Raw genomic sequence first — 23,827 nt, forward strand, 5'->3', positions numbered from 1 at the left:
CAGAACGGGGCCGCGATGCGCGCGGCCCCGACAGGGGTTACTGAACGATGGTCCAGTCGCCGCCCTTGATTTCCAGCATCTTGAAGGCAGACAGATCAAGGCCGAGGTGATCCTCAGCGCTCAGGTTCACGATGCCGCCAGTGCCGACATAGCCCTTGGTTTCGCGGATCGCATCGCGGATCGCCACCGGTTCAGCCCCGGCCTTTTCCAGAGCGGCTTTCAGGATCATGAAGGCATCATAGGCATGGCCGCCAAAGGTGGACACCGGCGCACCGGTCTTTGCCTGGAAACTGTCGCGATAGCCGATCACCACCGGTTTTTGCGGGTCGCTGTCAGGCAGCAGATCGGCCACCAGCAGGGCGGCGGCGGGCAGGCGCACGCCTTCGGCAGCCTCGGCCCCGGCCAGTTCGATATAGCTTTTCGAGGCAACGCCATGCGATTGGTACAGCGGCAGGCCCACGGCCAGCTGGGCATAGTTGCGCGTCACGATCGACGGGCCCTGACCAAAGCCGGTGTTCAGCACCGCCTGCACCCCATCGGTATTCTTGATATTGGTCAGCTGCGGGGTCATGTCGGCATCCTTGGGATCGTAGGTTTCCTCGGCGACGATCTCGATCCCGTAATTGCCCACAACGCCCTTGCACTGCGCCTGCATCGACGCGCCAAAACCGTCAGTCCCGGCGATCAGGCCGATTTTGGTGATGCTGCGGGCCTGCATGTCTTCAAAGATCTTCTGGCAGGCCATGCGGTCGGTATGTGGGGTCTTGAAGGTGAAGGGCTTCACCGGTTCGATGATATCCACAGCCCCGGCCAGCGAGATGAACGGGATTTCATTATCCTCGGCCACCGGGATGATCGACATGGTCGTGCCGGTGGTGGTGCCGCCGATGATGGCCACAACCTCGTCATCCTCGACCAGGCGGGTGGCGAAGGTGCGCGCCTTGTTCGGGTCGCCGCCATCGTCATACATCACCAGTTCGATCTGTTCGCCGTTGATGCCACCGGCGGTGTTGACTTCCTCCACCAGCATTTCCAGCGTCTTGGCCTCTGGATCGCCCAGGAAAGAGGCCGGACCGGTGGCCGAAAGCGTGGCGCCGATCCTGATTTCGGCCAGCGCGGGCAGGGCAAGGCCAAGGCTGGCCAGGGTGACAAGGGCAGTCGTGGTCAGTTTCATTCGCTTCTCCTCCAAGGAATGACAGGTGGACAGGATCATGCCGCCGGTCGACGCCACATCACGCGGCGAAAGCGGGGGGCAATGAAGGCGGGGTCGGTCAGGCAGGCAGTGCCCGCCGGGTTCACGCCGGTGACGTGAAAGTCACTGAAGGCGGCGGATTGGTTGACGTAGATATTGCCGGTCAGGTTGATCGACAGGTTCACCCCCGCTGCGGTGAAGGCGGCGATGGCACGGGTGATGCGGCTCTCGTCAGTATCGTAAAGGGCTGCCGTGATCGCGCCTTTGGCGCGGGCCAGTGCGGCGGCGCGGCTGATCGCATCATCGGCGGTATCGCAGGCGGCGATAAGGGTAATCGGGCCGAAACACTCCTCTTCCGAGATCGGATCGTCCGCTTCGACCGCCAGCAGCATTGGCGATGCGGTCCGGCCGTCGCCAAGTGGGGCCGAGGCACGGATCACCCGGCCTTTGCTGCCCATCGCCTCAAGCCGTGCGAGGGTTGCCGGGTTGGCAATGGCCCCGGCAATCCCGGCGGCGCGGCCCGGATCGGCCAGCAGCGCATCAATGGCATCGGCCAGCGCCTGTGCAACCTCGTCAAAGCTGCGATGCCCCTGATCGGTGTCGATGCCGCCCTGAGGCACGAAGATGGTTTGGGGCGCGGTGCACATCTGCCCGGAATAGAGGGATAGCGAGAACGCCAGATTTGCGCACATGCCAGCGAAATCATCCGTCGCCGCAATGGTCACGGTATTCACCCCGGCTTCTTCGGTGAACAGATGCGCCTGGCGTGCCTTGCCCCGCAGCCATGCCCCAAAGGCCGACGACCCGGTATAATCCACCAGCTTGACCGCAGGATCAGTGGCCAGCTGCTGTGTCACCTCGGCCCCGGGGGCATCGACCGCCAGCAGGACGGCATCGGCGGGCAGGTCGGCTTCCGTCAATACCTCGCGCAGTACCCGCACGGTCAGCGCCAGCGGCAGGATCGCCGCAGGATGGGGTTTCACGATCACCGGGTTGCCGGTGGCCAGGCTGGCAAATAGGCCAGGATAGCTGTTCCATGTCGGGAAGGTGTTGCAGCCGATGGTCAGCGCGATCCCGGCAGGAACCAGCGCCCAGTGCTTTTCCAGCACAATGGGCGCGGCCTTGCCCTGCGGCTTTTCCCAGCGGGCGACGGCGGCAAAGCGGGTCATCTCGGCATAGGCCAGGGCCACGGCTTCCAATCCCCGATCCTGCGCATGGGGCCCACCGGCCTGAAAGGCCATGGCAAAGGCCTGTCCGGTGCTGTGCATTGTGGCATTGGCCATCAGAAAGCTGTGGCTATTCAGGCGTATCAGGGCCTCAAGGCAGATCCCCACCCGCGTTTCGGGCGTGGCTGCCGCCAGCGCCGGGGCGGCGGTCTGCGCCGCCGCGATCAGCGCCGCAGGTTCCGCCGCCGGATAGGTTATGCGAATCGCCGGTCCGAAGGGGGATTGCTCTGATCCCAGCCGGGCCGATTCGGGATGACCGGGCAGCGCGAAGGGCTGGCCCAATAGCGCGGAAAAGGCGGCATCGCCCTCGGCCTTGGCAGTTTCGCCGTAAATCTTGCCACTGGGAACCTCGGGGAAAGGTGCCCAATATTCACGGGTCTGCAGGGCCGTAAGCGCACGGTCCAGCAGCGCGCGGTGGCGGTTGAACAGGTCTGTCATGCTAAGCCTCCCAGCCGGGCTCCCCCCCCGGCTTGGCTTTATCATTGACCGACCGGTCGGCTTATGCAACAAGATTCTGCGAGGCCCGCGCAAATCCGGCGCGGCAAGGGAGAGAAAAATGTCCAACCCGGAAACCGTGCTGTCGGCGCTGGCCGATGGTGTGCTGACGCTGGTTCTGAACCGCCCTGACAAGCTGAATTCTTTCAACGAAGAGATGCACCTTGCCTTTCGCGCCGGGCTTGAGCGCGCGCGCGATGATGCGGCGGTGCGGGCAGTTCTGATCACCGGATCGGGGCGGGGTTTTTGTGCCGGGCAGGATCTGGGCGATCGTGATCCGCGCAAGGGTGGCCCGGCGCCTGATCTGGGCCGCACGCTCGAGACGTTCTACAATCCCAACCTGCGGCTGATCCGCGATCTGGAAAAACCGGTGGTTTGCGCGGTGAATGGCGTGGCTGCAGGCGCCGGGGCCAATATCGCATTGGCCTGTGATATCGTGCTGGCGGCAAAATCGGCCAGGTTCATTCAGGCCTTTGCGAAGATTGGGCTGGTGCCTGATGCAGGCGGCAGCTGGAGCCTTGCGCGCATTCTGGGGGAACCCCGCGCCAAGGCCCTGGCTCTGACGGCAGAACCGATCACAGCTGAACGCGCTGCCGATTGGGGCATGATCTGGCAGGCACTGGACGATGATGCACTGATGCCCGAAGCTCAGACGCTGGCCCGCAGCCTTGCCGCAGGGCCGACCTTGGGATTGGGGCTGACCAAGCGGCTGATTCAGGCCGCCGCGACCAACAGCCTTGATGCGCAGCTGGATATGGAGCGCGATTGCCAGCAGATTGCAGGCCGCAGCGCCGATTATGCCGAAGGGGTGACGGCCTTTCTGGAAAAACGCAAGCCGGAGTTCCGTGGGCAATGAAACCTGTAGCCGATATGACCCCGCAAGAGCTGGCCGAAGCATCGGCCGCCGCCATGTGGAATGACGACAGTGCAAGCCAGCGGCTGAACATGGTGCTGGATCACATCGCGCCGGGGCATGCCCGACTGTCGATGACCGTGACCAAGGATATGTCGAACGGCCATGGCAATTGCCATGGGGGTTACATCTTCACGCTGGCGGACAGTGCCTTTGCCTTTGCCTGCAACAGCTATAACCAGATGGCGGTCGCGCAGCATTGCAGTGTCACCTATCTGATCCCAGCCCATATTGGCGACCGATTGACGGCCACGGCGACCGAAGTGTCCCGGCGGGGTCGGTCTGGCATCTATGACATCCGCATCACCAATCAGGATGGCGCGCATGTGGCCGAATTCCGTGGCCATTCGCGCACTGTCAAGGGCACCCATCTGCCGGAATGACCGGCCCCGGAATTTCCATAGGGAGGAGAAACCATGGAAGACCTGACCCCGAACCGCAAGGATCTGGACCCGATCGAAATCGCGTCACGCGATGAAATCGAGGCGCTGCAATTCCACCGCATGAAGCGGTCGCTGAAACATGCCTATGAAAACTCGCCCTTCTACCGCAACCGGTTCATCGAGCATGATGTTCACCCCGAAGACCTGAAATCGCTGAAGGATATCGCCAGGTTCCCCTTCACGGTGAAGCAGGATCTGCGCGACACCTATCCCTTTGGCATGTTCGCGGTGCCGCAATCGAAACTGGTGCGCATCCACGGATCATCGGGCACCACGGGCAAGCCGACCGTGGTGGGCTATACCGCCAGCGATATCGACCATTGGGCCAATCTGATCGCCCGGTCGATCCGCGCGGCGGGCGGGCGGCCCGGCGACATCTTGCACAATGCCTATGGCTATGGGCTGTTCACCGGCGGTCTGGGCGCGCATTACGGGGCAGAGCGGCTGGGTTGTACGGTGGTGCCCATCTCGGGCGGGATGACCGAACGGCAGGTCACGCTTATCACCGATTTCAAACCCAGCATCATCATGGTGACGCCCAGCTACATGCTGTCGATCCTGGATGAATTCCGCCGTCAGGGGCTCGACCCGCGGCAATCCTCGCTCAAAGTCGGGATTTTCGGGGCCGAACCCTGGACCAACGCCATGCGCGAGGAAATCGAAGAAGCGTTCGACATGCATGCCGTGGATATCTATGGCCTGTCCGAGGTGATGGGGCCGGGTGTCGCGCAGGAATGTGTGGAAACCAAGGATGGGTTGCATATCTGGGAGGATCACTTCTATCCCGAAATCATCGATCCGGTTACGGGCGAGGTGCTACCCGATGGCCAGATGGGCGAGTTGGTCTTTACCACGCTGACCAAGGAAGGCCTGCCCATGGTGCGTTATCGCACCCGCGATCTGACCCGGCTGCTGCCCGGCACGGCGCGCAGCATGCGGCGGATCGAAAAGATCACCGGGCGCAGCGATGACATGATCATTCTGCGCGGGGTGAATGTCTTCCCGACCCAGATCGAGGAACAGATCCTGAAATGCGCGGGTCTTGCGCCGCATTTCCAGATCGAACTGACCCGGGCCGGACGGATGGATACAATGACGGTACATGTCGAATGCACGCCGGACAGGGTGGATGAAGGCGCAAGGGCGCAATCGGCCAAGGAACTGGCGCATCACATCAAATCGGTCGTAGGCGTCAGCACCAGGATCGAGGTGCGCGATCCGGGCAGCGTTGCGCGGTCGGAAGGCAAGGCCAAGCGGGTTGTGGACAACCGCCCGAAGGAATGACAGCCAAATGCGGCAAGACGGGTGACTTGCGCCCGCCTTGCCGCTAAAGCGGGGAGAAATCCCCCAATTTCGGCCCCGAAGGGCAGGGAAGTGCAGAATGGCGCGGACAAGGGCGCAGGATTTCGAAGAAAAGCAGCGTGGCATTCTGGAACATGCCGCGCGGGTCTTTGCCGAACAGGGCATGGAAAAAGCCTCCATGTCGCAGGTGGCGGCACAGGCGCAAGTGTCAAAGGCGCTCTTGTATCATTACTACCCCAGCAAGGATGCGCTGATCTTCGCGATCATCCACAGCCATCTGGAGGAACTGGACGAAGCGGTCGAACAGGCCGATGATGCCAGCCTGCCACCGCATCAGCGGCTGCGCGGTCTGGTAGGTGCCGTACTGGAAACCTATCGCGGGGCCGATGATCAGCACAAGGTGCAGTTGAACGCGACCTCGGCCCTGTCGGATGCGCAAAAGGCCGAAATCACCGAACTGGAACGCAGGATCGTCCGGCGCTTTGCGGCTGTGCTGGATGAAATCAATCCGGGCCTGAACGACAAAAACCGCCCCTTGCTGACACCGGTCACCATGTCGCTCTTTGGCATGATGAACTGGATGTACATGTGGTTCAAGGAAGGCGGGCGCATCTCGCGCGAGGATTACGCCGATGTGGCAACGACGCTGATCCTTGAAGGGATCAAGGCGGTCAAGTAACCCGCCCGCTGTAATTTCCCGGCCTTGATTGCAACATTGGCCCAGTCGGTCGGCCCTTGCATCGGCGGGCCGGGCGTGAAACCTTGGCCCGGCATGCGAAAGGCCCGGTCATGTTACCCATCCTGTTGAAATGCCTGCCGTTCTTTGCCCTGATCGGCCTTGGCTATCTGGCTGGTCGTACACGGTTCTTCCCGCCCGAAGGGGTGGCGTGGCTGACGAAATTCGTGTTCTTCTTTGCGCTTTCGGCCATGTTGTTCCGCTTTGCCGCAAATCTGAGCCTGTCTGACATCTTTGATCTGCCCTTTGTGCTGGCCTATCTGTCGGCGTCGGTCCTGCTTTATGCCCTTGTGATGGCGATGGCCCGTCTGCGCGGGCGCAGCATCGAGGAAGCCGCGATGGAGGCGCAATGCGCCCAATCGGGCAATACCGGTTTCCTGGGCGTGCCGATGCTGGTTGTGCTGCTGGGGGAACAGGCTGCCGGTCCGGTGCTGATGGTGCTGACGGTGGATATGGTGGTGTTCTCGTCCCTTATCACGCTGATCATCACCGGCGCGCGTGGCGGGGCCTTTGGGGTGCAGACCCTGCAGGCGCTGGCTTTGGGCTGGGTCAGGAACCCGATGGTGGTATCGATCGTGCCGGGGCTGATCTGGTCCGGCATGGCCTTGCCGGTGCCCGGCCCGGTGAACGAGTTTCTGGCAATCCTTGGGGCGGCCGCCACGCCGGGCGCGCTGTTTGCCATCGGCGCATCGCTGGCAGGGCGGGGCGCGGAACGACTGGTGGTAGCGGGCTGGTTGTCAGGGGCCAAGCTGGTGCTGCATCCTGCGCTGGTGGCGCTGGCTGCCTTCTGGCTGTTTCCGGTGGAACCGGTCGCCGCAGGGGTCATGGTGGCCGCAGCCAGCCTTCCGGTCGCCGGGAATGTGTATATTCTAGCCCAGCATTACGGCGTGGCCCCGCAGCGGGTGTCCACCGCCATTCTGATTTCAACCGCCGCCAGCATCCTGACGGTGCCAGCGGTGATCGCCTGGGTGACAGGCTGAGGAAGGGGACCAAATGAAGACAATCAGCGAAAACCGCGCCTTTGGCGGCGTGCAGGGGGTCTATACCCACGCCTCCGCAGCCTGTGCCTGCGACATGACCTTTGGCCTCTTCCTGCCGGAAGAAGCCGAACGGGGCCCGGTTCCGGTGATCTGGTACTTGTCAGGGCTGACCTGCACCCATGAAAACGCCATGGTAAAGGCAGGCGCGCAGAAATGGGCGGCCGAGGCGGGCGTGGCACTGATCTTCCCCGATACCAGCCCGCGCGGTGCAGGCGTGGCCAATGATGATGCCTATGATCTGGGGCAGGGCGCAGGATTCTATGTGAACGCGACCGAAAATCCATGGGCGCCGCATTTCCGCATGTGGGATTACATCACCGATGAACTGCCCACGATCCTGTTTTCCGCCTTCCCGGTGGCCGAAGAACGGCAATCGATCATGGGGCATTCCATGGGCGGTCATGGTGCACTGACCATCGCCATGAGCTTTCCGGGCCGCTACCGCTCGGTTTCGGCTTTCGCGCCGATTGCCTATCCGACGGCGAGCGATTGGGGGCGCAAGCAGTTCACAGCCTATCTGGGCCCGGACGAAACGAAATGGGCCGCCCATGATGCAACCCTGCTGATGCGGAAGCGCGGTTTTGACGGGCCGATCCTGATTGATCAGGGATCGAGCGACCAGTTCCTTGATCTGTTGAAACCCGAAGCCCTGGCCGAGGCGATGGCGGTGCGCAGACAAGGTGCCACCTTCCGCATGCAGAAGGGCTATGACCACAGCTATTTCTTTGTTTCGACCTTCATCGAAGATCACATCGGCTTTCACGCCGCGGCCCTGTATGACTGATCGCTGCATCTATATCGACGCCGATGCCTGCCCGGTAAAGGCCGAGGCCGAGGCCGTGGCAACCCGGCTGCGGGTGCGGATGGTGCTGGTGTCGAATGGCGGTATCCGCCCCTCTGCCAATCCGCTGGTGGAAAGCATCTTTGTGCCCGATGGGCCGGATGAGGCCGACAAGTGGATCGCCGAACGCGCCGGGCCGGGCGATGTGGTGGTGACGGGGGATATTCCGCTTGCCGCGAAATGTGTTGCGGCGGGGGCGCAGGTTCTGAAACCGAATGGCGAGATCCTGACCCCGGCCAATATCGGCAACGTCCTGGCCACACGCGATCTGATGCAGGATCTGCGCAGTGCCGATCCGTTTCGCCAGGGCGGGGGGCGGCCCTTCAGCAAGGCGGATCGGTCGCGCTTTCTGGATGCGCTGGACCGGGCGCTGCGCCGTCCGGTCTAGTTTGGTTGTACAACGGTGCTGCGGCCTGTCGCTAATGGCGCCATGGGCTATCTGTTCATGCCGCCACTGGCCTGCGGGCGCGATCGCGACTCCAGCACCGGCTGGTTTTCCGACACATTGGCCCGGGCCTCGCGCCCGACGATATACAGCCCCGATGCGATGATGACCGCGGCCCCGGCCAGCGTCCAGCCATCCGGGGTTTCGTCGAAGATCAACGCACCATAGATCGTGGCCCAGATCATCTGCGAATACTGCATGGGCGCGACGATCACCGCCTCGGCCCGGCGATAGGCCGCGATGATCAGCAGCGAAGCTACAAAGCCAAAGGCCGCGACAATGCCCAACATGCCAAGATGGGCAATCGGCATCGGGCGATAGACATAGGGCAGCGCCGCACCGAGCACGACAAAATTTGCCACCATCGGATACAGCAACAGCGCGACAGATCGTTCTTTCGCGCCGATCTTGCGCACGATGACCGATGCGAAAGAGGCAGCGACTGCCGCAGTCAGCGCCGCGATATGGCCAAGACCAAAGGCCCCGGCGCCAGGGCGCAGCACGATCAGAACCCCGATCAACCCGGCTACCACCGCCAGCCCGCGCCGGATACCGACCTTTTCCCCCAGAACCGGAATGGCCAGCAGCGTGATGAGCAGGGGGGCCGCAAAGAGGATTGCATAGGTCTGCGCCAGAGGCAGAACCGAAAAGGCGTAAAAGGCAGAAACGCCGGTGATCACCGTGGCCAGGGCGCGCAAGGCGGTCCAACCCGGATGCACCGGGCGCAAATGTCCGTCAGTCCGGTCATTCATCAGCATGATGGTGACCAGCGGAAAGCTGAGCAGACCCGCGAAAAAGATGATCTGGATGGCGTGATATTCCGCGCCCAGAAATTTCACCACCACGTCATGGGTGGCATAAATGGCAAAAGCAAGCAGCGCGAGCAGGGCGCCCCGGACATTCGGGCTCATGATCAAAACCTGTGGGAATAGCGGCCAATGTTGGCGCTATCATCTTCGCAGAAAGCGACAGAAGGCTCAATGACCCGCGCAGCAAAAAGGCCCGCAGGAACGCGGGCCTTGGGGCGTGATTGGACGCAACTCTGCCGGTGCCGGTTCAGGCTGATCCGTCCTCGGTGCGTTTCTTGAACAGCAGGTTTTTCGCCCAGATCAGCGGCAACAGCAGAAGGAACCACCCCTTCTTCAGCAAGGCCAATGCCACGACCAGCAAGCCTGTCTTGGCTGCGACCTTTGTGGCGATCAACCCGCCAATTCCAACAGCAGCAACGGTATCGACGCCTGGCTGAAAATCAGAGTAGCGCGCACCGGTATCGAAATTGATCATGTCCATGATGGAAGGCGCAGCCTTCTGCACTTCCGGCAAAAGGGCCATGCTGGCAATGAAGTTGGCCACAAGCACGCCGTGTCGGCCCAGAATGCGGATGTTGTAATTCAGTGTATTGCCTTCGGTATCGCTGAATTTCAGTTCCTTGGCCCAATGCAGTTTGTGATGTGCGGCATCATAGGCGGGTGGCACGGCCCAGCCGATCACCGAAACCGTCGGATACCCGTTGCTTTGCCGAAGCTCATTCTCGCTACGGGTTTCCTCTTGCATCGTTGCCAGCAACGCATCGGGATCAAGCTCGGCCGCCTCTTCGTCCGAGACATAGCCCATCGGATCATAAGTCAGTTCCACGGCCCATGCTTCGTCAAACGGGCTGGATTTGCCTGGAAAGATCATGCCGAGCGTTTGCGGCGAAGGAGGGTTGCCCCAGAGCGTTTCTATGACGTATTTGGCATCCTCTGCGTCCAGCGCATAAACATCCGGGGTCAGTGCAAGTGTGGCTTTGCCACCGGGCAGCGGCAAAGTGCCATGACGCAATTCAATCTGGCCGGCTCTGGTTGCAATCTCGGCGGGAAGACGATCCTTCAGATCGGGAAACGCCTCGAACAGGGTTTCGGCGGTTGCAGGGAAAGCCATGGCCATCAAAAGGCCGGCAGCAAGAGACAGATTTCGCATCATGCACCACAAAGTAACGGGCCTCATGTGCCCCTCTCTATGCTACTTTCAGTTGCATATACGGACAAGCCCACTCAAAAAAAGTGTCATGCGCGGCGCTGATCGCGTCACCCATGGGTGACGCGATCAGGGGCGTCTGATCCAGCCGGACTGTGGTGTTGACGGTGGCCGCTGGAGTGGCTGTTGCGCATGTCCGCAGTCCAGCCGTGAACCAAAACCGATCTGGCTTGACAAAGACGTGCCGACCTGAAGGGTCATTCACCACATCAGCATGAAAGACCGCTTAGCGCAGAGCCACCCCGTGCGTGGCCATCTGGCGCTCTGCCCGTTCACTTGGTGCGGCAGACAGAGTGCCCCCCTCCACAACAGTGACATCATAGCCACGGTTTCGGGCGGCCAGCGCGGTCTTCAAGACACAGTAGTTCAGGTCAAGCCCAGCGATGCGCAGCTGTCCAACGCCAAGACTGGCCAATAGCGCATCAAGCGCGCCGGTTTCGAAAGCGTCCTGCACCCGTTTGACAAGAACGTGGTCGGCCAAGCCCGCAAATGGCTCGGCCAGTTCGGTGCCCTTGCTGCCTTCAATCGCCTGGCCCTTCATGGCCAAGCGCGCGATGGCTTTGGTCGACGGGATCGACCATTCCTGACGCACCGCGACAATGTGATGGCCCTGCGCCTTTGCAGCGTCGATCTCCCGCAGGATTGCATCCTTGGTAGAGTGCTTGGCCGCGTCGGAATATGGTCCGTGATCCCAGAACACAGATTGAAGGTCGATGAGCAGCAGGGCTTGCTTTCCCCGCTCACCAATCGGCTTTCCGCGACTGACAGCACCGATTTTCCAGATGCCAAAGGCAAGCCAGATTATGCCCAGAGCTACAGCGGAGGCGAGCAGATATCCAAAGATCATTCTGCGTCCCCCGCAAGGTCTTTCAATTTCCCGGTCACGGCGAGCACGATGTTCAAGGCCGCCGCGATGTCTTCATCACTCAAGTCCTTGCCGATCATCTGCATAACCGCCAGTTCCCTGCCGATGATGTCATCGATCAGTTCGCTGCCCAGATCGGTGAGCCCGAAAAGCGGTGAACGCTTGTGGCGTGGATTGGCCCGTTGCTCAACGAAACCGCCAGCGAGTGTTTCGTTCACCATCAACTGCACGTATTGCCGTTTGATTTCGAGCCGGGCTGCAATCTCCGGGACCGTTTGGTCCCCGTGCCGCCGCAGAATTTCCAGGATAGCGCGCATGCGAACGGTAAGTCTGGTTCCCCTAAGCCCGTTCTCAACGCAGGTTTCGGCCGCCTGCATCAAGGGGCGTGACATCCAGACAAGGTTATGAAGATGATGTTCTTTCATGATGACATTGTACATGTCAAAATGACATTTGCAATGTCAATAAATGAGGTGTCGTCATGTGGCCGCATCGGTGCCCTTGTCTTGTGTGACGACACAAGGATGAAGCTCGCGTTAACACCCTGAGGGGAAGCTGCATTACTATTGCGAGCAGGCAAGACGGTCGCGCTGCTCGGCCGCAACTGTCAGACAAAGGCGACCAGAGGAGTGCCAAGGGCAAAGTGGTATCATTGCGGACGAAGCGGTCGTTGCCTGTCTAAGCCTGCTGAGGCAAAGTTGGATTGAGCGTCGCGGTTGCAAGGAGAATCCGGAATGAAGGCCAGAGTGATGAGCCTAGACATCCAAGGTACACACGGTGAAGCCTATTGGCCCGAGAACCGGGAGTATTTCTGCGCTCTTTTGGACATCACAATCGGCCCTAGCGAAGGTGACGCGGGTGATATCTTCCAAGCGACGGTGTGCTCGCCATCATGGTTTGCAGACAACGTCCTGAAAACGTGGCGCGAAGATCCAACGCACGAGTATGTCGAACCTGCTCCGCAGTTTGGCAGGCACTACCTCTTTGCCAATACATTTGATGAAGAGACCATTCGATCTGCCGTCGAGAAATGGGTCGGAGACCAAGCCGCTGGTGATTGGCCGACGTTGGCTCAACGTCTCTCACGCAATTTGGCATGGGAGTTTGAGGATTACCAACCCTACCAAGAAGACGCGAGCGGGTAGTCTGATTGTCCGCACTGGGCTCAACTGTAGATAATCCGCGACCTTGAATGGCCCGTGGGATTTGTCGGAAAACCACGTCCATCTTGCAAGCCTTGGTGGCGTCATTCCTGCCACGAGAGGGCCGAGCGGGGATCGCCCGCTCGGCCCATAGCTCTTACAGGCTCGCGTCCAGCGCGGCGATGATGGCATCGCCCATGGCGGAGGTCGAAACCGGGGTGCCACCCTCGGGGCCCATCAGGTCGGCGGTGCGGACGCCATCGGCGAGGACTTTCTCGACCGCTTTTTCCAGACGGGTGGCTTCGGCACCCAGATCGAAGCTGTAGCGCAGCGCCATGGCGAAGCTGAGCACGCAGGCGATGGGGTTGGCCTTGCCCTGGCCCGCGATATCGGGGGCGGAGCCGTGGACGGGCTCATAGAGGGCTTTCGGGCGGCCATTCGCCATCGGCGCGCCGAGCGAGGCGGAGGGCAGCATGCCGAGCGAGCCGGTCAGCATGGCGGCAGCATCCGACAGCAGGTCGCCGAACAGGTTGTCGGTCACGATGACGTCAAACTGCTTGGGCCAGCGGCAGAGCTGCATGGCGCCCGCATCGGCATACATATGCGACAGCGCGACATCCGGGTATTCCTTGTCATGCACTTCCTGCACGACCTGACGCCACAGGATGCCGGATTCCATCACATTGGCCTTCTCCATCGAGCAGACCTTGTTGCCGCGCTTGCGGGCCAGTTCAAAGGCCGACCGCGCGACACGGGCGATCTCGGATTCGGTATAGCGTTGGGTGTTGATGCCCACACGCTCATTGCCTTCGGTGAAGATGCCGCGGGGTTCGCCGAAATAGACGCCGGAGGTCAGTTCGCGCACGATCATGATATCCAGACCGGCGACGACCTCTTTCTTGAGCGAGGAGAAATCGGCCAGCGCGTCAAAGCATTGGGCCGGGCGCAGGTTGGAGAAGAGGTCCATCTCCTTGCGCAGGCGAAGCAGGCCCCGCTCAGGCTTCACGCTGAAATCCAGATTGTCATATTGCGGGCCGCCCACGGCACCCAGCAGCACGCAATCCACCGCTTGCGCCTTGGCCATGGTGTCATCATGCAGCGGCGTGCCGTGCTTGTCATAGGCGCAGCCGCCGACCAGATCTTCGCTGACGTCAAAGGCGATGCCGCGCTTGGCGTCATACCAACCGATGATCTTTTTCACCTCGGCCATGACTTCGGGGCCGATGCCGTCGCCGGCAAGGATGAGGATGGAAGGATTGGCCACGATCGGGGCTCCCTTGGGCTGCAGATGGATCGTGGCTGGCCTAGCGGTTGCGCGCCACAGGGTCAAGCAGGCTTGGGGGAAATGCGCAGATCATGGGGCGGGAAGAGCAATATCCACCCAGACCGGATAGTGGCGCGAGGCGGATTGCAGGGCTGCAATCAGCGGGTCGGTGGCTGCGGGCCACAAGACACCGGCCTCGGTCACCCGCAGATCGGCCGATGGCAGGACATAATCCACCCGCAGCCCACCGGGCCCTTTGGGATAAAATGCCGTATCCAGCGCCGGGTCGCCCTTGTGGGTGGGTTCCACCCTGCCATGTTCGCCGCGTGGGGCCGGGTCTTGCAGGCGCGGGTCGCCCAGCAGGGCACGCAATGCGCCCGGGCGGCCTTCGCCATCTTGCGGATCAAGCCCGGCCTCGCCCATCAGGATGAAGGGGGGCTCTGGGGCGGGCGCGGGCAGGGCGCCATCCAGCAGGCGCAGCCAGAAGGCGGTTTCATCGTGATTGCGCCGTCCGTTGCGGTCTTCCGGCCCGTCAAAGACCGGCGGCGTTGCCGACCAGGCCAGCACCGTGATCGCCCCGCCCTCTGGCATAAGCACCGGCACTTGCCAATGCCCGGTGCTGGACAGCCGCAGCCCCAACCGTTCCAGCCCCGTCATGTCGGGCGGCAGATCGGCGGCGGGCAGATCGGCCCATGGAAAGCCGGAATGATCGACCAGATCGCCCAGCGGCAGGCGGGACAGCAGCGCCATTCCGCCCTGACCGTGAAAACGGCCATAGCCCATGGCATCGCGGGCCTCGCCCAGCTTTCCATTGCGGTCCAGATCAAAACCGGTCGGCATCCCGGCATTGGGAGGCGCGGCCAGCCGATAGGGATAACCCGCCCCATTCGCTGCAAGCCGGTCGGCCAGCGCCATCAGCGCCGCCGCGGCCATGTCGAAATCAACGCCAGTCAGCAGCAGCACATCGGCATCCAGCGCCACGATCACCTGCACCGCCGCATCGACCTGTGCATCGCCTTGCAGGATATCTTCCAGCAGCAGCCCCGGGCCCTTGCGCGTCAGATCGGCGTGCCATGTTGCAAAGCGCAGGGGCTCGGCCCCGACGGGTGCGGCAAACAGCGCGGCGATCAGGCCGTAAGATAGCCTTCGCCCGCCAGTTCGCCCGCCAGGCGGCGCTTGTCGCGGATCATCGCGGCGATCTTGCCCATGGCAATCCCGCGCATGAACAGGCTTGCCGGAAGGAAGGCCCATGCGGTCATCGTCCAGATCAGGGTTTGCGGGGTGGTCAGCGTTAGCGGCTCGAACCCGGTCGATCCGATCTTGACCACGGCGGGAATAAGGAAGGGCAGCAGGAAGCCAAAGGCGATGTTGATGCGGGCATCCCGTTCCAGCCTGCTGACCACATCGCCACCGGCTGTCGGATCGAAAGTGGGCAGGTTGACCCAGACATTGAAGGCCCCGGTGGTGGAGGGCCAGCTTTTCAACTTCAGCAGCAACACGAAGATCGCAAGCCCGATGGCAGAGATGGTATAGGCCATGCCCGCCGCCGTGCGCACCGCGATGACCTGCAGTTCCGATGCGCCATCCGCCATCATGAGGGTGGCCAGCCGCACCGGCGAATAGGGGAAATCCAGCGCATGACCGATGAGCAGCCCAAGCGCGCTGACAAGGGTGGACAGGGTTGTCGGCTCTATGCTGGCCTTGCTGATGACGGTCAGGGCAAAAACCGTGAAGAACAGGATCAGAAAGCGCACCCGGTTGAAGGGCGGGGCATCGCGGAATTCTACCAGCCCGGGATAGGGGGTCTTGTATTCGGCAAAGGTCAAGGCACCAGCAAACAGCGCGATCAGCGCCACCATCTGCTTGCCATCAGACCCTGCCCCGGGCAACAGCACTGAAGGCGTGGCGACCAGCACCATCACCAAAAATGCACGCAACGCGGCCCCTGCCAGCCGTGACACCACTTCCCTGCCTTTCTCGCCCCGGATGGAAGCGGTGCTTTGCCGCGTCCTTGCTCCGATCATGTTCCGCACATTGTGGCGGACTGCCTCAATCTTGCCCAATTTGTGCCTTCTTTCGTCTCGCAACGCAACGATCAGATCGATAACACATGGTTAATATGGCGTTTCCTTGGTCAGGGTGTCGCCAGATTGCATCAAGAAAACGATGAAAAAAGGGCCACTTGTGCCTGTGGCAGCAAGTGGCCCCAAATCTTGTATCTTGCGCAGACGGATCAGAGCCAGGGGCGCTGCGTGGCTGCCTTGGTTTCGAATGCGTCGATGCTGGCGACCTTTTCCAGCGTCAGGCCGATATCATCAAGGCCGTTCATCAGGCAATGCTTGCGGAAGGGATCGACGTCAAAGCCGAAGCTGACCCCATCCGACGTGCTGACGGTCTGGCTTTCCAGATCGACCGTCATCCGGGCATTGCCGCCCTTGCGCGCGTCTTCCATCAGCACATCAATGGCGTCTTGCGGCAGGACGATCGGCAGAATGCCGTTCTTGAAGCAGTTGTTGAAGAAGATATCGGCAAAGCTGGTGGAAATCACGCAGCGGATGCCGAAATCCAGCAGGGCCCAGGGCGCATGTTCGCGCGACGAGCCGCAGCCGAAATTGTCGCCTGCCACCAGTATTTCAGCCTTGCGATAGGCCGGCTGGTTCAGCACGAAATCGGCAATCTCGTTGCCTTCGCGATCATAGCGCATTTCATCGAACAGGTTCTTGCCCAGGCCTGACCGCTGAATGGTCTTCAGGAACTGCTTGGGGATGATCATGTCGGTGTCGATATTGACCAGCGGCATGGGCGCCGCGATGCCGGTCAGTTTGGTGAACTTTTCCATTCGTTCCGGTCCTTATGCGGTTTCGGCCATCAGTTCGCGCACATCGGTCAGGTGACCGGTGATCGCGGCGGCGGCGGCCATGGCCGGGCTCATCAGATGGGTGCGGCCCTTGTAGCCCTGGCGGCCTTCGAAATTGCGGTTCGAGGTCGAGGCGCAGCGTTCGCCCGGGGCCAGCTGGTCAGGGTTCATCGCAAGGCACATGGAGCAGCCCGCCAGACGCCATTCAAAGCCCGCATCGATGAAGATCTGTGCCAGACCTTCTTCTTCGGCCTGCGCGCGCACGAGGCCCGAACCCGGCACCACCATGGCCCGCATTCCCGGGGCGACTTTCTTGCCTTTCAGCACTGCCGCAGCGGCGCGCAGGTCTTCGATCCGGCCATTGGTGCAAGACCCGATGAACACGGTGTCGATCTTCACATCGGTCAACTTCTGCCCGGCAGTCAGGCCCATATAGTCCAGCGCGCGGGCGACCGCCTCGACCTTGCCGCCAGTGAAATCGGCGGGCGAAGGCACAGTTGCAGTGATCGGCAGCACGTCTTCGGGCGAGGTGCCCCAGGTGACCAGCGGGGCGATGTCTTCGCCCTTGATCGTCACCACCTTGTCGAAATGCGCGCCATCATCGGTGAAGAGCGTTTTCCAATAGGCCAGCGCAGCTTCCCACTTGGCGCCCTTCGGTGCATGCGGGCGACCCATGCAATAGGCAAAGGTCTTTTCATCGGGGGCGATCAGACCCGCGCGGGCGCCGCCTTCGATGGCCATGTTGCAGACGGTCATGCGGCCTTCCATCGAAAGTTCGCGGATCGCCTGACCACAATATTCGATGACATAGCCGGTGCCGCCTGCGGTGCCGGTGGCACCGATCACGGCCATGGTGATGTCTTTCGCAGTCACACCGGGACGCAGGCTGCCGGTGATTTCCACCTTCATGTTCTTGGATTTCTTCTGGATCAGCGTTTGCGTCGCCAGAACATGCTCAACCTCAGACGTGCCGATGCCATGGGCCAGCGCACCAAACGCGCCGTGCGTGGCGGTGTGGCTGTCGCCACAGACCACGGTCATGCCCGGCAGCGTCCAGCCCTGTTCCGGGCCCACGATATGCACGATGCCCTGACGGACATCCGACACCGGATAGTAATGCACGCCGAAATCGCGGGCGTTCTTGTCCAGCGCCTCGACCTGGATGCGCGATTCCTCGTTCGCGATCACGCCCGACACGCGGTCCAGCGTGGTGGGGACGTTATGGTCCGGCACGGCAATGGTCTTTTCAGGGGCACGCACCTTGCGGCCCGTCATGCGCAGGCCTTCAAAGGCCTGAGGGCTGGTGACTTCATGCACCAGATGCCGGTCGATATAGAGCAGGCAGGTGCCGTCATCGGCCTGATGGACAACATGGTCGTCCCAGATCTTGTCGTAAAGCGTACGCGGAGCGGTCATGGCTCTCACCTTCATCAATGGGATAGCTGTGGGATGGGGGAAGGGCGCCTTCGCAGAAAAGGCCGGATGCGGCATCAAAGCCGGGCAAGCACCGTGCGGGTCATGCCGAAGAACCGGGCCGGAAGCCGCGCGTGATCGGTGATGTTGAAGTAGATGAACCCGCTCATGGCCTGTTTCATACGCCCGAATCCCCGATCAAGGCAAGCCACCACGCGCGAATGCGAGCTGTCCCGCAGGCTATCTGGCTTGCGGGACAGCCTCCAGCAGATCGCCCGGCTGACATTCCAGCACAGCGCAGATGGCCGCCAGCGTCTCGAACCGGATGCCCTTGACCTTGCCAGATTTCAGAAGGCTCAGATTCGCCTCGGTGATGCCAATTCTTTCTGCCAGTTCACGCGATCGCATCTTGCGCCGCGCCAGCACCACATCCAGCCGCACAATGATGTCCACTCTGGTTGCGGGTTCATTGTCAGACAAAACCCCGGTTCTCCTCTGCCTGTCGCGCTGCCTCGGACATGGCCCAGCCGATCACCACCAGCAAGCCCCCCGACAGTGCCAGCCACAGCATTTCCGACGTGATCGCCAAGGCGATACTCCGCTCGCCCGGGCCGTTGTCCCATGTAAGAGCCAATGTTTGCAGCGGCATCAGCAGCGCCTGCACCAGCGCCAGTGCCGCAAGCCCAGCCCCGGCGCGGCGGATATGGGCGGCGGCGGCATCGCTCAGTGCCGCGCCAGCCGCATAAAGCCCGAACAGTCCGCGCATCTGCCACAAGACCCAGATCATTGGCCCTAGCGACAGCGCGCCCAAAGCCAGCACGATGGTCGATTTCGTCCCGGTCAGCGCCGTGCCTGCGGGCAGCATAGGCCAAGCTCCGCCCATCCACTCGGGCGACGTCGCACCTTGCCAGGCCCAGACCGCGACCAGCAGCGGCAAAGCCGGGATAAGCACGGTCACCAGCAGGCGCAAGGCCCATAGCAGCCGGCCAATGCGAGGGGGAAATTGCGTCAACATATCTTTCTCCTTCTCATTATTAATTTATTGTAATGCAATAAAAATATGCTGTCAAAAGGAGAATCGCCATGCGCGTTGCCCATCTGCTTCCCTGTGTTCTTGCTGCCTGCTCCAGCCTGTCGCCAAGCGCGCTGATGCAAATGAAGACACTGGATCCGCTAACGGTTGACCCGGCATCCATTGAGGTTGCGCTAATCTTGCCGCCCGGCTTGATGCCTCGTCCCGGTGGGACCCGGCTCGAGATGTCGGCGGCACGGGATGCCCACAATCTGGCTGAGAGCTTTACGCTTGTCTCGCGTCCGTCGCCCGAGATTGCAGCGCCGGACGGGGGGCAGGCCGTGGCGTTTGCGCTTCCGGCCGAAGGCGTGGCGCGGATGCGCGCCGTCCAGTCTGCCGTCGCCGCCTGGCCGCAGGGCGGCGCGGGAGAGGGCGCGCTCGGGATCGGCCTCGATGCCTGCCTGTCTGCGGGGCCGCTGGCGCCCGATGCCGAAGGTGCGGTGATGATCCGTCTTGCGAAGGGGAGCGACTTTCTGCCGCTGGTCCCGCCCATGCCAATCGCGCAGCTGATCGGGCCTTCGGGCATGGCGGCGTTGCAGCCCTGCCCCTGAAACACGCCGTCACCTTGCCCCGCTGCGGCAAAGCGTGTAAGCGCCACCCCTTGTCTTGACGGGGCCGCGCATTGAGTCGCGGCGCCGCAGGTGTTACCTTGAACCGTGATGACCCCGGCGCCGGGGCGATTGGCGCGTTATCTGGAGGACGTTGTCCTGTCTCATTCTGATCCTACGACCGGGCTTCCTGTCGGCCCTCGGGCAGTGCGCGCGATCGACGCCGATCCGCCCAGCGAAACCCTGCTTGCCCGCATCATTGCCTCGCTTGAAGATGACAAGGCCGAAGACATCGTGCAGATCGATCTGCGCGGCCGGTCCGACATGGCCGATTACATGGTCATCTGTTCGGGCCGTTCGACCCGGCAGGTCGCCGCCATTTCCGAAAAGCTGATGGATCGGCTGAAGCAGGACTTCGGCCGTCTGTGCAAGGTGGAAGGCAAGGAAACCGGCGATTGGGTGCTGATCGACACGGCAGATGTCATCGTGCATGTCTTCCGCCCGGAAGTCCGCGAATTCTATCAGCTTGAAAAGATGTGGCTGCCCGCCGATCAGCAGCGGCCTGCGGCCAGCAAGGCCTGATGCGGGTGCATCTTTGTGCCGTGGGCCGGTTGCGTACCGGCCCCGAGCGCGACCTGATTGACGATTATGTCACGCGGTTCGACCGCACAGGCCGGGCCTTGGCGCTTGGCCCCTTTTCGGAACATGAGGTCGAAGACCGCAAGGGCGGCGGCATGGAAGCCGAGGCTGCCCTGCTTGACCGCGCGCTGCCGTCGGGCGCGATGCTGGTCACGCTGGACGAACGCGGGCGGGTGCTGTCGTCGCCGGAATTTGCGGAACATCTGGCGCGCTGGCGCGATGGCGGGCGGCAGGATCTGGCCTTTGTCATTGGCGGGGCGGACGGTATCGCGCCGGGCCTTCGGGCGCGGGCTGATTTTTCCATCAGCTTCGGGCGGATGGTCTGGCCTCATATGCTGGTTCGCGTCATGCTGGCCGAGCAACTTTATCGTGCTGCGGCCATTCTGGCGGGCACACCCTATCACCGGGCCTGATCTGCGGGCTAGAAGGATCATCTGATGGACTATAGCGCATCCAAACCGGGCAAGCCGTCGAAGAAGGCCCCCAAGCATCTGGAACATAACGAACGTGGCACGGCGAAAACCCCGTTTGACGCCAAGGCTGACAAGGCGGCCCTGCTGGCCCGGTTGAAGGCCGCCGCCGAGGCGAAGAAGCAGGAAGGCTGACGGCGCTGCCCAAGGCCAGGCCGCAGCGCCCGGTTGCAAGGCGCCCCGGCCCGGCATAAAACCCCTGCAAAGCAAGGAAAGGCCGCGCCATGACCCCTCCGAAACCCGTGATCCTGTGTATTCTGGACGGCTGGGGCCATCGTGAAGAGCGCGAGGCCAATGCCCCCGCCCTGGCCCATACCCCCAATTTTGACCGGATATGGCGTGATTGCCCACATGAATTGCTGATCACCCATGGACCCGATGTGGGGTTGCCGCGCGGGCAGATGGGCAATTCCGAGGTGGGCCATACCAATATCGGCGCAGGCCGAGTGGTGGCGATGGATCTGGGCCAGATCGACCTGGCCATCGAAGAGGGCAGTTTTGACCGTAACCCGGCTCTGACCGACTTCATCGCCACGCTGCAACGTACGGGTGGTACTGCGCATCTGATGGGGGTGGTGTCGGATGGCGGGGTGCATGGGCATATCCAGCATGTGCTGGCGGCGTGCCGGGTGATTGCCGGGGCCGGTGTTCCGGTAGTGCTGCATGCGATCACCGACGGGCGCGATGTTCCGCCCTCCAGCGCGGCGGGCTTTGTGGCTGATCTGATGGCGGGCCTGCCCGCAGGTGCCCGCGTAGGCACGGTGATTGGCCGCTACTGGGCCATGGACCGTGACAACCGCTGGGATCGGGTCAGCCGGGCCTTTGATGCCATGATCAGCGCGCGTGGCGAACAGGCCGAAACCCCGGCAGAGGCCGTGGACAAGGCCTATCAGCGCGGCGAAACCGACGAATTCATCGCCCCTACCGTCATCGGTGCCTATGCCGGTGCGCGCGCTGGCGACGGTGTGTTCTGTCTGAACTTCCGTGCCGACAGGGCGCGTGAAATCCTGTCCGCACTGGGCGAGCCGGGCTTTGCCGGATTTGATGCCAGCGCCCGGCCCGAATGGGCGGCGCTGCTGGGGATGGTGGATTATTCGACGACCCATAACGGCTTCATGACCACCTGTTACCCCAAGCAGGAATTGGTGAATACGCTGGGCGAATGGGTCGCCAGCCATGGCCGCAGCCAGTTCCGGCTGGCCGAGACCGAGAAATACCCGCATGTCACCTTTTTCCTGAATGGCGGCAAGGAAACCCCTTCGGCGGGCGAGGATCGTTTCATGCCGCTGTCGCCCAAGGTCGCGACCTATGACCTGCAGCCGGAAATGAGCGAACCCGAGGTCGCAGCGCAACTGGTTGGCGCGATCGACAAGGGCTACGATCTGATCGTGGTCAACTTTGCCAATCCCGATATGGTGGGCCATACCGGCAGCCTTGAAGCGGCAATCAAGGCGTGCGAGGCGGTGGATGACGGGCTGGGTCAGGCACTCGCGGCGCTGGATCGCGTCGGCGGGGCAATGATCGTGACGGCGGATCATGGCAATTGCGAAGTGATGGTCGATCCCGAAACCGGCGGGCCGCACACGGCCCATACCACCAATCTGGTGCCGGTGATCCTTGTGGGCGGGCCCAAGGGCGCGAAGCTGCGCGCGGGCGGGCGGCTGGCCGATCTGGCCCCCACCGTTCTGGAATTGATGGGTTTGCCCCAGCCTGCGGAAATGACCGGAAAAAGCCTTATCGCATGATCTGCCGCCGCGCTGCCATCCTTGCTGCCCTGCTGTGTTTCGCCCTGCCGGGCGCGGCCCAGGCTGTGACGGTGGCTGAACAGGCGCAGGCGGCTGCAGCCAATCTTCAGGCGGCGGTGGCTGAACTGGATCAGGCCCGCGCGGCGCGCGACCGGGTGCAGGCTCTGACCCGCACCATTTCGGCGTATGAACAGGGGCTGGGGGCACTGCGCGAAAGCCTGCGGCAGGCGTCGATCCGCGAGGCGACCCTGCTGATGCAGTTCGAAGCCAAACGCGACCGGGTAGCGCAGCTTGTGGCGGTGCTGGGGCGCATTGAATCCGATCCAGCGCCGATGCTGCTGCTGCACCCATCGGGGCCGCTGGGAACCGTGCGATCAGGCATGATGATCGCCGATGTCACGCCCGCCCTGCAGGCCGAGGCCGAGGCCTTGCGTGCCGAACTGACCGAAGTGCGTGATCTGCGTGCGCTGCAGGTTGCGGCGGGCAGAACGTTGGCCGACGGTCTGCGCGCGGCGCAAGAGGCGCGCACCGCGCTCAGCCAGGCGATATCGGATCGCACGCAACTGCCCAAGCGCTTTACCGAAGATCCCGAGGTGCTGAAGGGCCTGCTGGAAAGCGCCGATACGCTGGATGCCTTTGCGGCAGGTCTGGCCCTGAACGAAACCGAATCCGAGGGGATGCAGGATTTCGGCTTTGCGCATGGTCAATTGCCGCTGCCGGTTCTGGGCACGCTGCTGCGCCGCCCGGATGAGGCCGATGGTGCAGGCATCCGCCGCCCCGGCATGGCGCTGGCCACCCGCAAACGGGCGCTGGTCACGGCACCCTGGCCCGGCACGATCCGCTATCGCGGCCCGCTGCTTGATTTCGGAAACGTGATCATCCTTGAACCCGGTGCAGGCTATCTTCTCATTCTCGCCGGGCTTGATACGGTCTATGGCGAGGTGGGCGAGGTCATCGCCGGCGGCGCACCGCTTGGCCTGATGGGCGGAGGCGAACCGGGGATGGACGAATTTCTGGTCTCGGCGCAGGATGGCGGCGGTGCGCGGGATACCGAAACGCTCTATGTGGAATTGCGGCAGGGCGGCGAACCCGTCGATCCCATGCCATGGTTTGCGGCGACCGCGCCGTTGGCAGAGGCCCAACAGGTGCCTTGAAGAAGGATA

Annotated in this window: 27 protein-coding genes; 14 read left to right on the forward strand and 13 right to left on the reverse strand. The window is 62.4% G+C overall.

Going from position 1 to position 23,827, the window contains the following annotated elements:
* Positions 1 to 37 precede the first annotated feature (37 nt).
* Together V6590_RS07030 and paaN are read right to left on the reverse strand one after the other, a co-directional pair.
* Positions 38 to 1,174 (reverse strand): ABC transporter substrate-binding protein, encoded by a 1,137-nt coding sequence (locus V6590_RS07030; RefSeq protein ID WP_335421308.1) that lies wholly within the window; start codon positions 1,172 to 1,174, stop codon positions 38 to 40.
* Positions 1,175 to 1,209: 35 nt separating this feature from the next.
* Positions 1,210 to 2,856, reverse strand: coding sequence for a phenylacetic acid degradation protein PaaN (gene paaN, locus V6590_RS07035; protein WP_335421310.1), 1,647 nt, complete (start codon positions 2,854 to 2,856; stop codon positions 1,210 to 1,212).
* Positions 2,857 to 2,974: 118 nt separating this feature from the next.
* Here paaN and paaG point away from each other — a divergent pair, with 118 nt between their 5' ends.
* The 7 genes from paaG (at position 2,975) to V6590_RS07070 (ending at position 8,576) form a co-directional block, all read left to right on the forward strand.
* On the forward strand, positions 2,975 to 3,769 hold the full coding sequence (paaG, locus tag V6590_RS07040; protein WP_335421312.1) for a 2-(1,2-epoxy-1,2-dihydrophenyl)acetyl-CoA isomerase PaaG: 795 nt from the start codon (positions 2,975 to 2,977) through the stop codon (positions 3,767 to 3,769).
* A gap of 14 nt (positions 3,770 to 3,783) precedes the next feature.
* Entirely contained in the window at positions 3,784 to 4,209 is a 426-nt protein-coding gene (paaI, locus tag V6590_RS07045) for a hydroxyphenylacetyl-CoA thioesterase PaaI (RefSeq protein WP_335421719.1), read from the forward strand.
* 33 nt (positions 4,210 to 4,242) lie between these two features.
* Positions 4,243 to 5,553: a phenylacetate--CoA ligase PaaK gene (gene paaK, locus V6590_RS07050; RefSeq protein ID WP_335421314.1), complete on the forward strand. Its 1,311-nt coding sequence runs from the start codon at positions 4,243 to 4,245 to the stop codon at positions 5,551 to 5,553.
* Between the two features lie 97 nt (positions 5,554 to 5,650).
* Positions 5,651 to 6,250, forward strand: a complete 600-nt coding sequence (locus V6590_RS07055; RefSeq protein WP_335421315.1) for a TetR/AcrR family transcriptional regulator — start codon at positions 5,651 to 5,653, stop codon at positions 6,248 to 6,250.
* A gap of 110 nt (positions 6,251 to 6,360) precedes the next feature.
* A complete protein-coding gene (locus V6590_RS07060; RefSeq protein WP_335421317.1) occupies positions 6,361 to 7,287 on the forward strand; it encodes an AEC family transporter in 927 nt (308 codons plus the stop codon).
* A 13-nt stretch (positions 7,288 to 7,300) separates the two neighbouring features.
* Positions 7,301 to 8,131 (forward strand): S-formylglutathione hydrolase, encoded by an 831-nt coding sequence (gene fghA / locus V6590_RS07065; RefSeq protein WP_335421319.1) that lies wholly within the window; start codon positions 7,301 to 7,303, stop codon positions 8,129 to 8,131.
* Positions 8,124 to 8,576 (forward strand): YaiI/YqxD family protein, encoded by a 453-nt coding sequence (locus V6590_RS07070; RefSeq protein ID WP_335421320.1) that lies wholly within the window; start codon positions 8,124 to 8,126, stop codon positions 8,574 to 8,576. The genes fghA and V6590_RS07070 overlap by 8 nt, the downstream gene beginning before the upstream one ends.
* A gap of 47 nt (positions 8,577 to 8,623) precedes the next feature.
* Here V6590_RS07070 and V6590_RS07075 read toward each other — a convergent pair whose 3' ends face one another.
* From V6590_RS07075 to V6590_RS07090, 4 genes are all read right to left on the reverse strand, one after another.
* Positions 8,624 to 9,544 carry a DMT family transporter gene (locus V6590_RS07075; protein WP_335421322.1) on the reverse strand — a complete coding sequence of 307 codons (921 nt, stop codon included), beginning with the start codon at positions 9,542 to 9,544 and terminating at the stop codon, positions 8,624 to 8,626.
* 145 nt (positions 9,545 to 9,689) lie between these two features.
* Positions 9,690 to 10,559 (reverse strand): DUF2167 domain-containing protein, encoded by an 870-nt coding sequence (locus V6590_RS07080; RefSeq protein WP_335421324.1) that lies wholly within the window; start codon positions 10,557 to 10,559, stop codon positions 9,690 to 9,692.
* Between the two features lie 316 nt (positions 10,560 to 10,875).
* A complete protein-coding gene (locus V6590_RS07085) occupies positions 10,876 to 11,496 on the reverse strand; it encodes a cysteine hydrolase family protein (protein WP_335421326.1) in 621 nt (206 codons plus the stop codon).
* Entirely contained in the window at positions 11,493 to 11,954 is a 462-nt protein-coding gene (locus V6590_RS07090; protein WP_335421329.1) for a MarR family winged helix-turn-helix transcriptional regulator, read from the reverse strand. The genes V6590_RS07085 and V6590_RS07090 overlap by 4 nt, the downstream gene beginning before the upstream one ends.
* Positions 11,955 to 12,248: 294 nt before the next feature.
* On the opposite strand from V6590_RS07090, the gene V6590_RS07095 reads away from it, so the two are divergent.
* Entirely contained in the window at positions 12,249 to 12,659 is a 411-nt protein-coding gene (locus V6590_RS07095; RefSeq protein WP_335421332.1) for an Imm8 family immunity protein, read from the forward strand.
* A 154-nt stretch (positions 12,660 to 12,813) separates the two neighbouring features.
* Here V6590_RS07095 and leuB read toward each other — a convergent pair whose 3' ends face one another.
* The 7 genes from leuB to V6590_RS07130 form a co-directional block, all read right to left on the reverse strand.
* On the reverse strand, positions 12,814 to 13,920 hold the full coding sequence (gene leuB, locus V6590_RS07100) for a 3-isopropylmalate dehydrogenase (RefSeq protein ID WP_335421334.1): 1,107 nt from the start codon (positions 13,918 to 13,920) through the stop codon (positions 12,814 to 12,816).
* A 90-nt stretch (positions 13,921 to 14,010) separates the two neighbouring features.
* Complete coding sequence (locus V6590_RS07105) at positions 14,011 to 14,958, reverse strand: endonuclease/exonuclease/phosphatase family protein (RefSeq protein WP_335421721.1); 948 nt, start codon at positions 14,956 to 14,958, stop codon at positions 14,011 to 14,013.
* Positions 14,959 to 15,047: 89 nt separating this feature from the next.
* Positions 15,048 to 15,944 carry a hypothetical protein gene (locus tag V6590_RS07110; protein WP_335421336.1) on the reverse strand — a complete coding sequence of 299 codons (897 nt, stop codon included), beginning with the start codon at positions 15,942 to 15,944 and terminating at the stop codon, positions 15,048 to 15,050.
* Between the two features lie 209 nt (positions 15,945 to 16,153).
* Positions 16,154 to 16,759, reverse strand: coding sequence for a 3-isopropylmalate dehydratase small subunit (gene leuD, locus V6590_RS07115; RefSeq protein ID WP_335421337.1), 606 nt, complete (start codon positions 16,757 to 16,759; stop codon positions 16,154 to 16,156).
* 12 nt (positions 16,760 to 16,771) lie between these two features.
* Positions 16,772 to 18,193: a 3-isopropylmalate dehydratase large subunit gene (leuC, locus tag V6590_RS07120; protein ID WP_335421339.1), complete on the reverse strand. Its 1,422-nt coding sequence runs from the start codon at positions 18,191 to 18,193 to the stop codon at positions 16,772 to 16,774.
* Between the two features lie 237 nt (positions 18,194 to 18,430).
* Entirely contained in the window at positions 18,431 to 18,643 is a 213-nt protein-coding gene (locus V6590_RS07125; RefSeq protein ID WP_335421341.1) for a helix-turn-helix domain-containing protein, read from the reverse strand.
* Between the two features lie 19 nt (positions 18,644 to 18,662).
* Positions 18,663 to 19,205: a DUF2975 domain-containing protein gene (locus tag V6590_RS07130; RefSeq protein ID WP_335421343.1), complete on the reverse strand. Its 543-nt coding sequence runs from the start codon at positions 19,203 to 19,205 to the stop codon at positions 18,663 to 18,665.
* 212 nt (positions 19,206 to 19,417) lie between these two features.
* Here V6590_RS07130 and V6590_RS07135 point away from each other — a divergent pair, with 212 nt between their 5' ends.
* From V6590_RS07135 to V6590_RS07160, 6 genes are all read left to right on the forward strand, one after another.
* Complete coding sequence (locus tag V6590_RS07135) at positions 19,418 to 19,813, forward strand: hypothetical protein (RefSeq protein WP_335421345.1); 396 nt, start codon at positions 19,418 to 19,420, stop codon at positions 19,811 to 19,813.
* Positions 19,814 to 20,017: 204 nt separating this feature from the next.
* Positions 20,018 to 20,392 (forward strand): ribosome silencing factor, encoded by a 375-nt coding sequence (gene rsfS / locus V6590_RS07140; protein ID WP_491546696.1) that lies wholly within the window; start codon positions 20,018 to 20,020, stop codon positions 20,390 to 20,392.
* Positions 20,392 to 20,862: a 23S rRNA (pseudouridine(1915)-N(3))-methyltransferase RlmH gene (gene rlmH / locus V6590_RS07145; protein WP_335421346.1), complete on the forward strand. Its 471-nt coding sequence runs from the start codon at positions 20,392 to 20,394 to the stop codon at positions 20,860 to 20,862. The genes rsfS and rlmH overlap by 1 nt, the downstream gene beginning before the upstream one ends.
* A gap of 24 nt (positions 20,863 to 20,886) precedes the next feature.
* Positions 20,887 to 21,054, forward strand: coding sequence for a hypothetical protein (locus tag V6590_RS07150; protein WP_335421348.1), 168 nt, complete (start codon positions 20,887 to 20,889; stop codon positions 21,052 to 21,054).
* Between the two features lie 89 nt (positions 21,055 to 21,143).
* Complete coding sequence (gene gpmI / locus V6590_RS07155; protein WP_335421350.1) at positions 21,144 to 22,664, forward strand: 2,3-bisphosphoglycerate-independent phosphoglycerate mutase; 1,521 nt, start codon at positions 21,144 to 21,146, stop codon at positions 22,662 to 22,664.
* Positions 22,661 to 23,818 (forward strand): murein hydrolase activator EnvC family protein, encoded by a 1,158-nt coding sequence (locus V6590_RS07160; RefSeq protein WP_335421352.1) that lies wholly within the window; start codon positions 22,661 to 22,663, stop codon positions 23,816 to 23,818. Before gpmI ends, V6590_RS07160 begins: the two co-directional genes overlap by 4 nt.
* Positions 23,819 to 23,827 lie beyond the last annotated feature (9 nt).

Source organism: Gemmobacter denitrificans (assembly GCF_036964905.1).
Taxonomy (GTDB): domain Bacteria; phylum Pseudomonadota; class Alphaproteobacteria; order Rhodobacterales; family Rhodobacteraceae; genus Gemmobacter; species Gemmobacter denitrificans.

Bases quoted from the DNA above. Each gene is read 5' to 3' on its own strand.
- V6590_RS07060 (WP_335421317.1), top strand. From the start codon at position 6,361: ATGTTACCCATCCTGTTGAAATGCCTGCCGTTCTTTGCCCTGATCGGC.
- V6590_RS07030 (WP_335421308.1), bottom strand. From the start codon at position 1,174: ATGAAACTGACCACGACTGCCCTTGTCACCCTGGCCAGCCTTGGCCTT.
- V6590_RS07160 (WP_335421352.1), top strand. From the start codon at position 22,661: ATGATCTGCCGCCGCGCTGCCATCCTTGCTGCCCTGCTGTGTTTCGCC.
- V6590_RS07150 (WP_335421348.1), top strand. From the start codon at position 20,887: ATGGACTATAGCGCATCCAAACCGGGCAAGCCGTCGAAGAAGGCCCCC.
- V6590_RS07070 (WP_335421320.1), top strand. From the start codon at position 8,124: ATGACTGATCGCTGCATCTATATCGACGCCGATGCCTGCCCGGTAAAG.
- V6590_RS07085 (WP_335421326.1), bottom strand. From the start codon at position 11,496: ATGATCTTTGGATATCTGCTCGCCTCCGCTGTAGCTCTGGGCATAATC.
- paaK (WP_335421314.1), top strand. From the start codon at position 4,243: ATGGAAGACCTGACCCCGAACCGCAAGGATCTGGACCCGATCGAAATC.
- V6590_RS07110 (WP_335421336.1), bottom strand. From the start codon at position 15,944: ATGATCGGAGCAAGGACGCGGCAAAGCACCGCTTCCATCCGGGGCGAG.
- paaG (WP_335421312.1), top strand. From the start codon at position 2,975: ATGTCCAACCCGGAAACCGTGCTGTCGGCGCTGGCCGATGGTGTGCTG.
- leuD (WP_335421337.1), bottom strand. From the start codon at position 16,759: ATGGAAAAGTTCACCAAACTGACCGGCATCGCGGCGCCCATGCCGCTG.
- V6590_RS07130 (WP_335421343.1), bottom strand. From the start codon at position 19,205: ATGTTGACGCAATTTCCCCCTCGCATTGGCCGGCTGCTATGGGCCTTG.
- rlmH (WP_335421346.1), top strand. From the start codon at position 20,392: ATGCGGGTGCATCTTTGTGCCGTGGGCCGGTTGCGTACCGGCCCCGAG.
- V6590_RS07055 (WP_335421315.1), top strand. From the start codon at position 5,651: ATGGCGCGGACAAGGGCGCAGGATTTCGAAGAAAAGCAGCGTGGCATT.
- paaI (WP_335421719.1), top strand. From the start codon at position 3,784: ATGACCCCGCAAGAGCTGGCCGAAGCATCGGCCGCCGCCATGTGGAAT.
- V6590_RS07095 (WP_335421332.1), top strand. From the start codon at position 12,249: ATGAAGGCCAGAGTGATGAGCCTAGACATCCAAGGTACACACGGTGAA.
- gpmI (WP_335421350.1), top strand. From the start codon at position 21,144: ATGACCCCTCCGAAACCCGTGATCCTGTGTATTCTGGACGGCTGGGGC.
- paaN (WP_335421310.1), bottom strand. From the start codon at position 2,856: ATGACAGACCTGTTCAACCGCCACCGCGCGCTGCTGGACCGTGCGCTT.
- leuC (WP_335421339.1), bottom strand. From the start codon at position 18,193: ATGACCGCTCCGCGTACGCTTTACGACAAGATCTGGGACGACCATGTT.
- V6590_RS07090 (WP_335421329.1), bottom strand. From the start codon at position 11,954: ATGTACAATGTCATCATGAAAGAACATCATCTTCATAACCTTGTCTGG.
- V6590_RS07080 (WP_335421324.1), bottom strand. From the start codon at position 10,559: ATGGCCATGGCTTTCCCTGCAACCGCCGAAACCCTGTTCGAGGCGTTT.
- fghA (WP_335421319.1), top strand. From the start codon at position 7,301: ATGAAGACAATCAGCGAAAACCGCGCCTTTGGCGGCGTGCAGGGGGTC.
- V6590_RS07075 (WP_335421322.1), bottom strand. From the start codon at position 9,544: ATGAGCCCGAATGTCCGGGGCGCCCTGCTCGCGCTGCTTGCTTTTGCC.
- V6590_RS07135 (WP_335421345.1), top strand. From the start codon at position 19,418: ATGCCTCGTCCCGGTGGGACCCGGCTCGAGATGTCGGCGGCACGGGAT.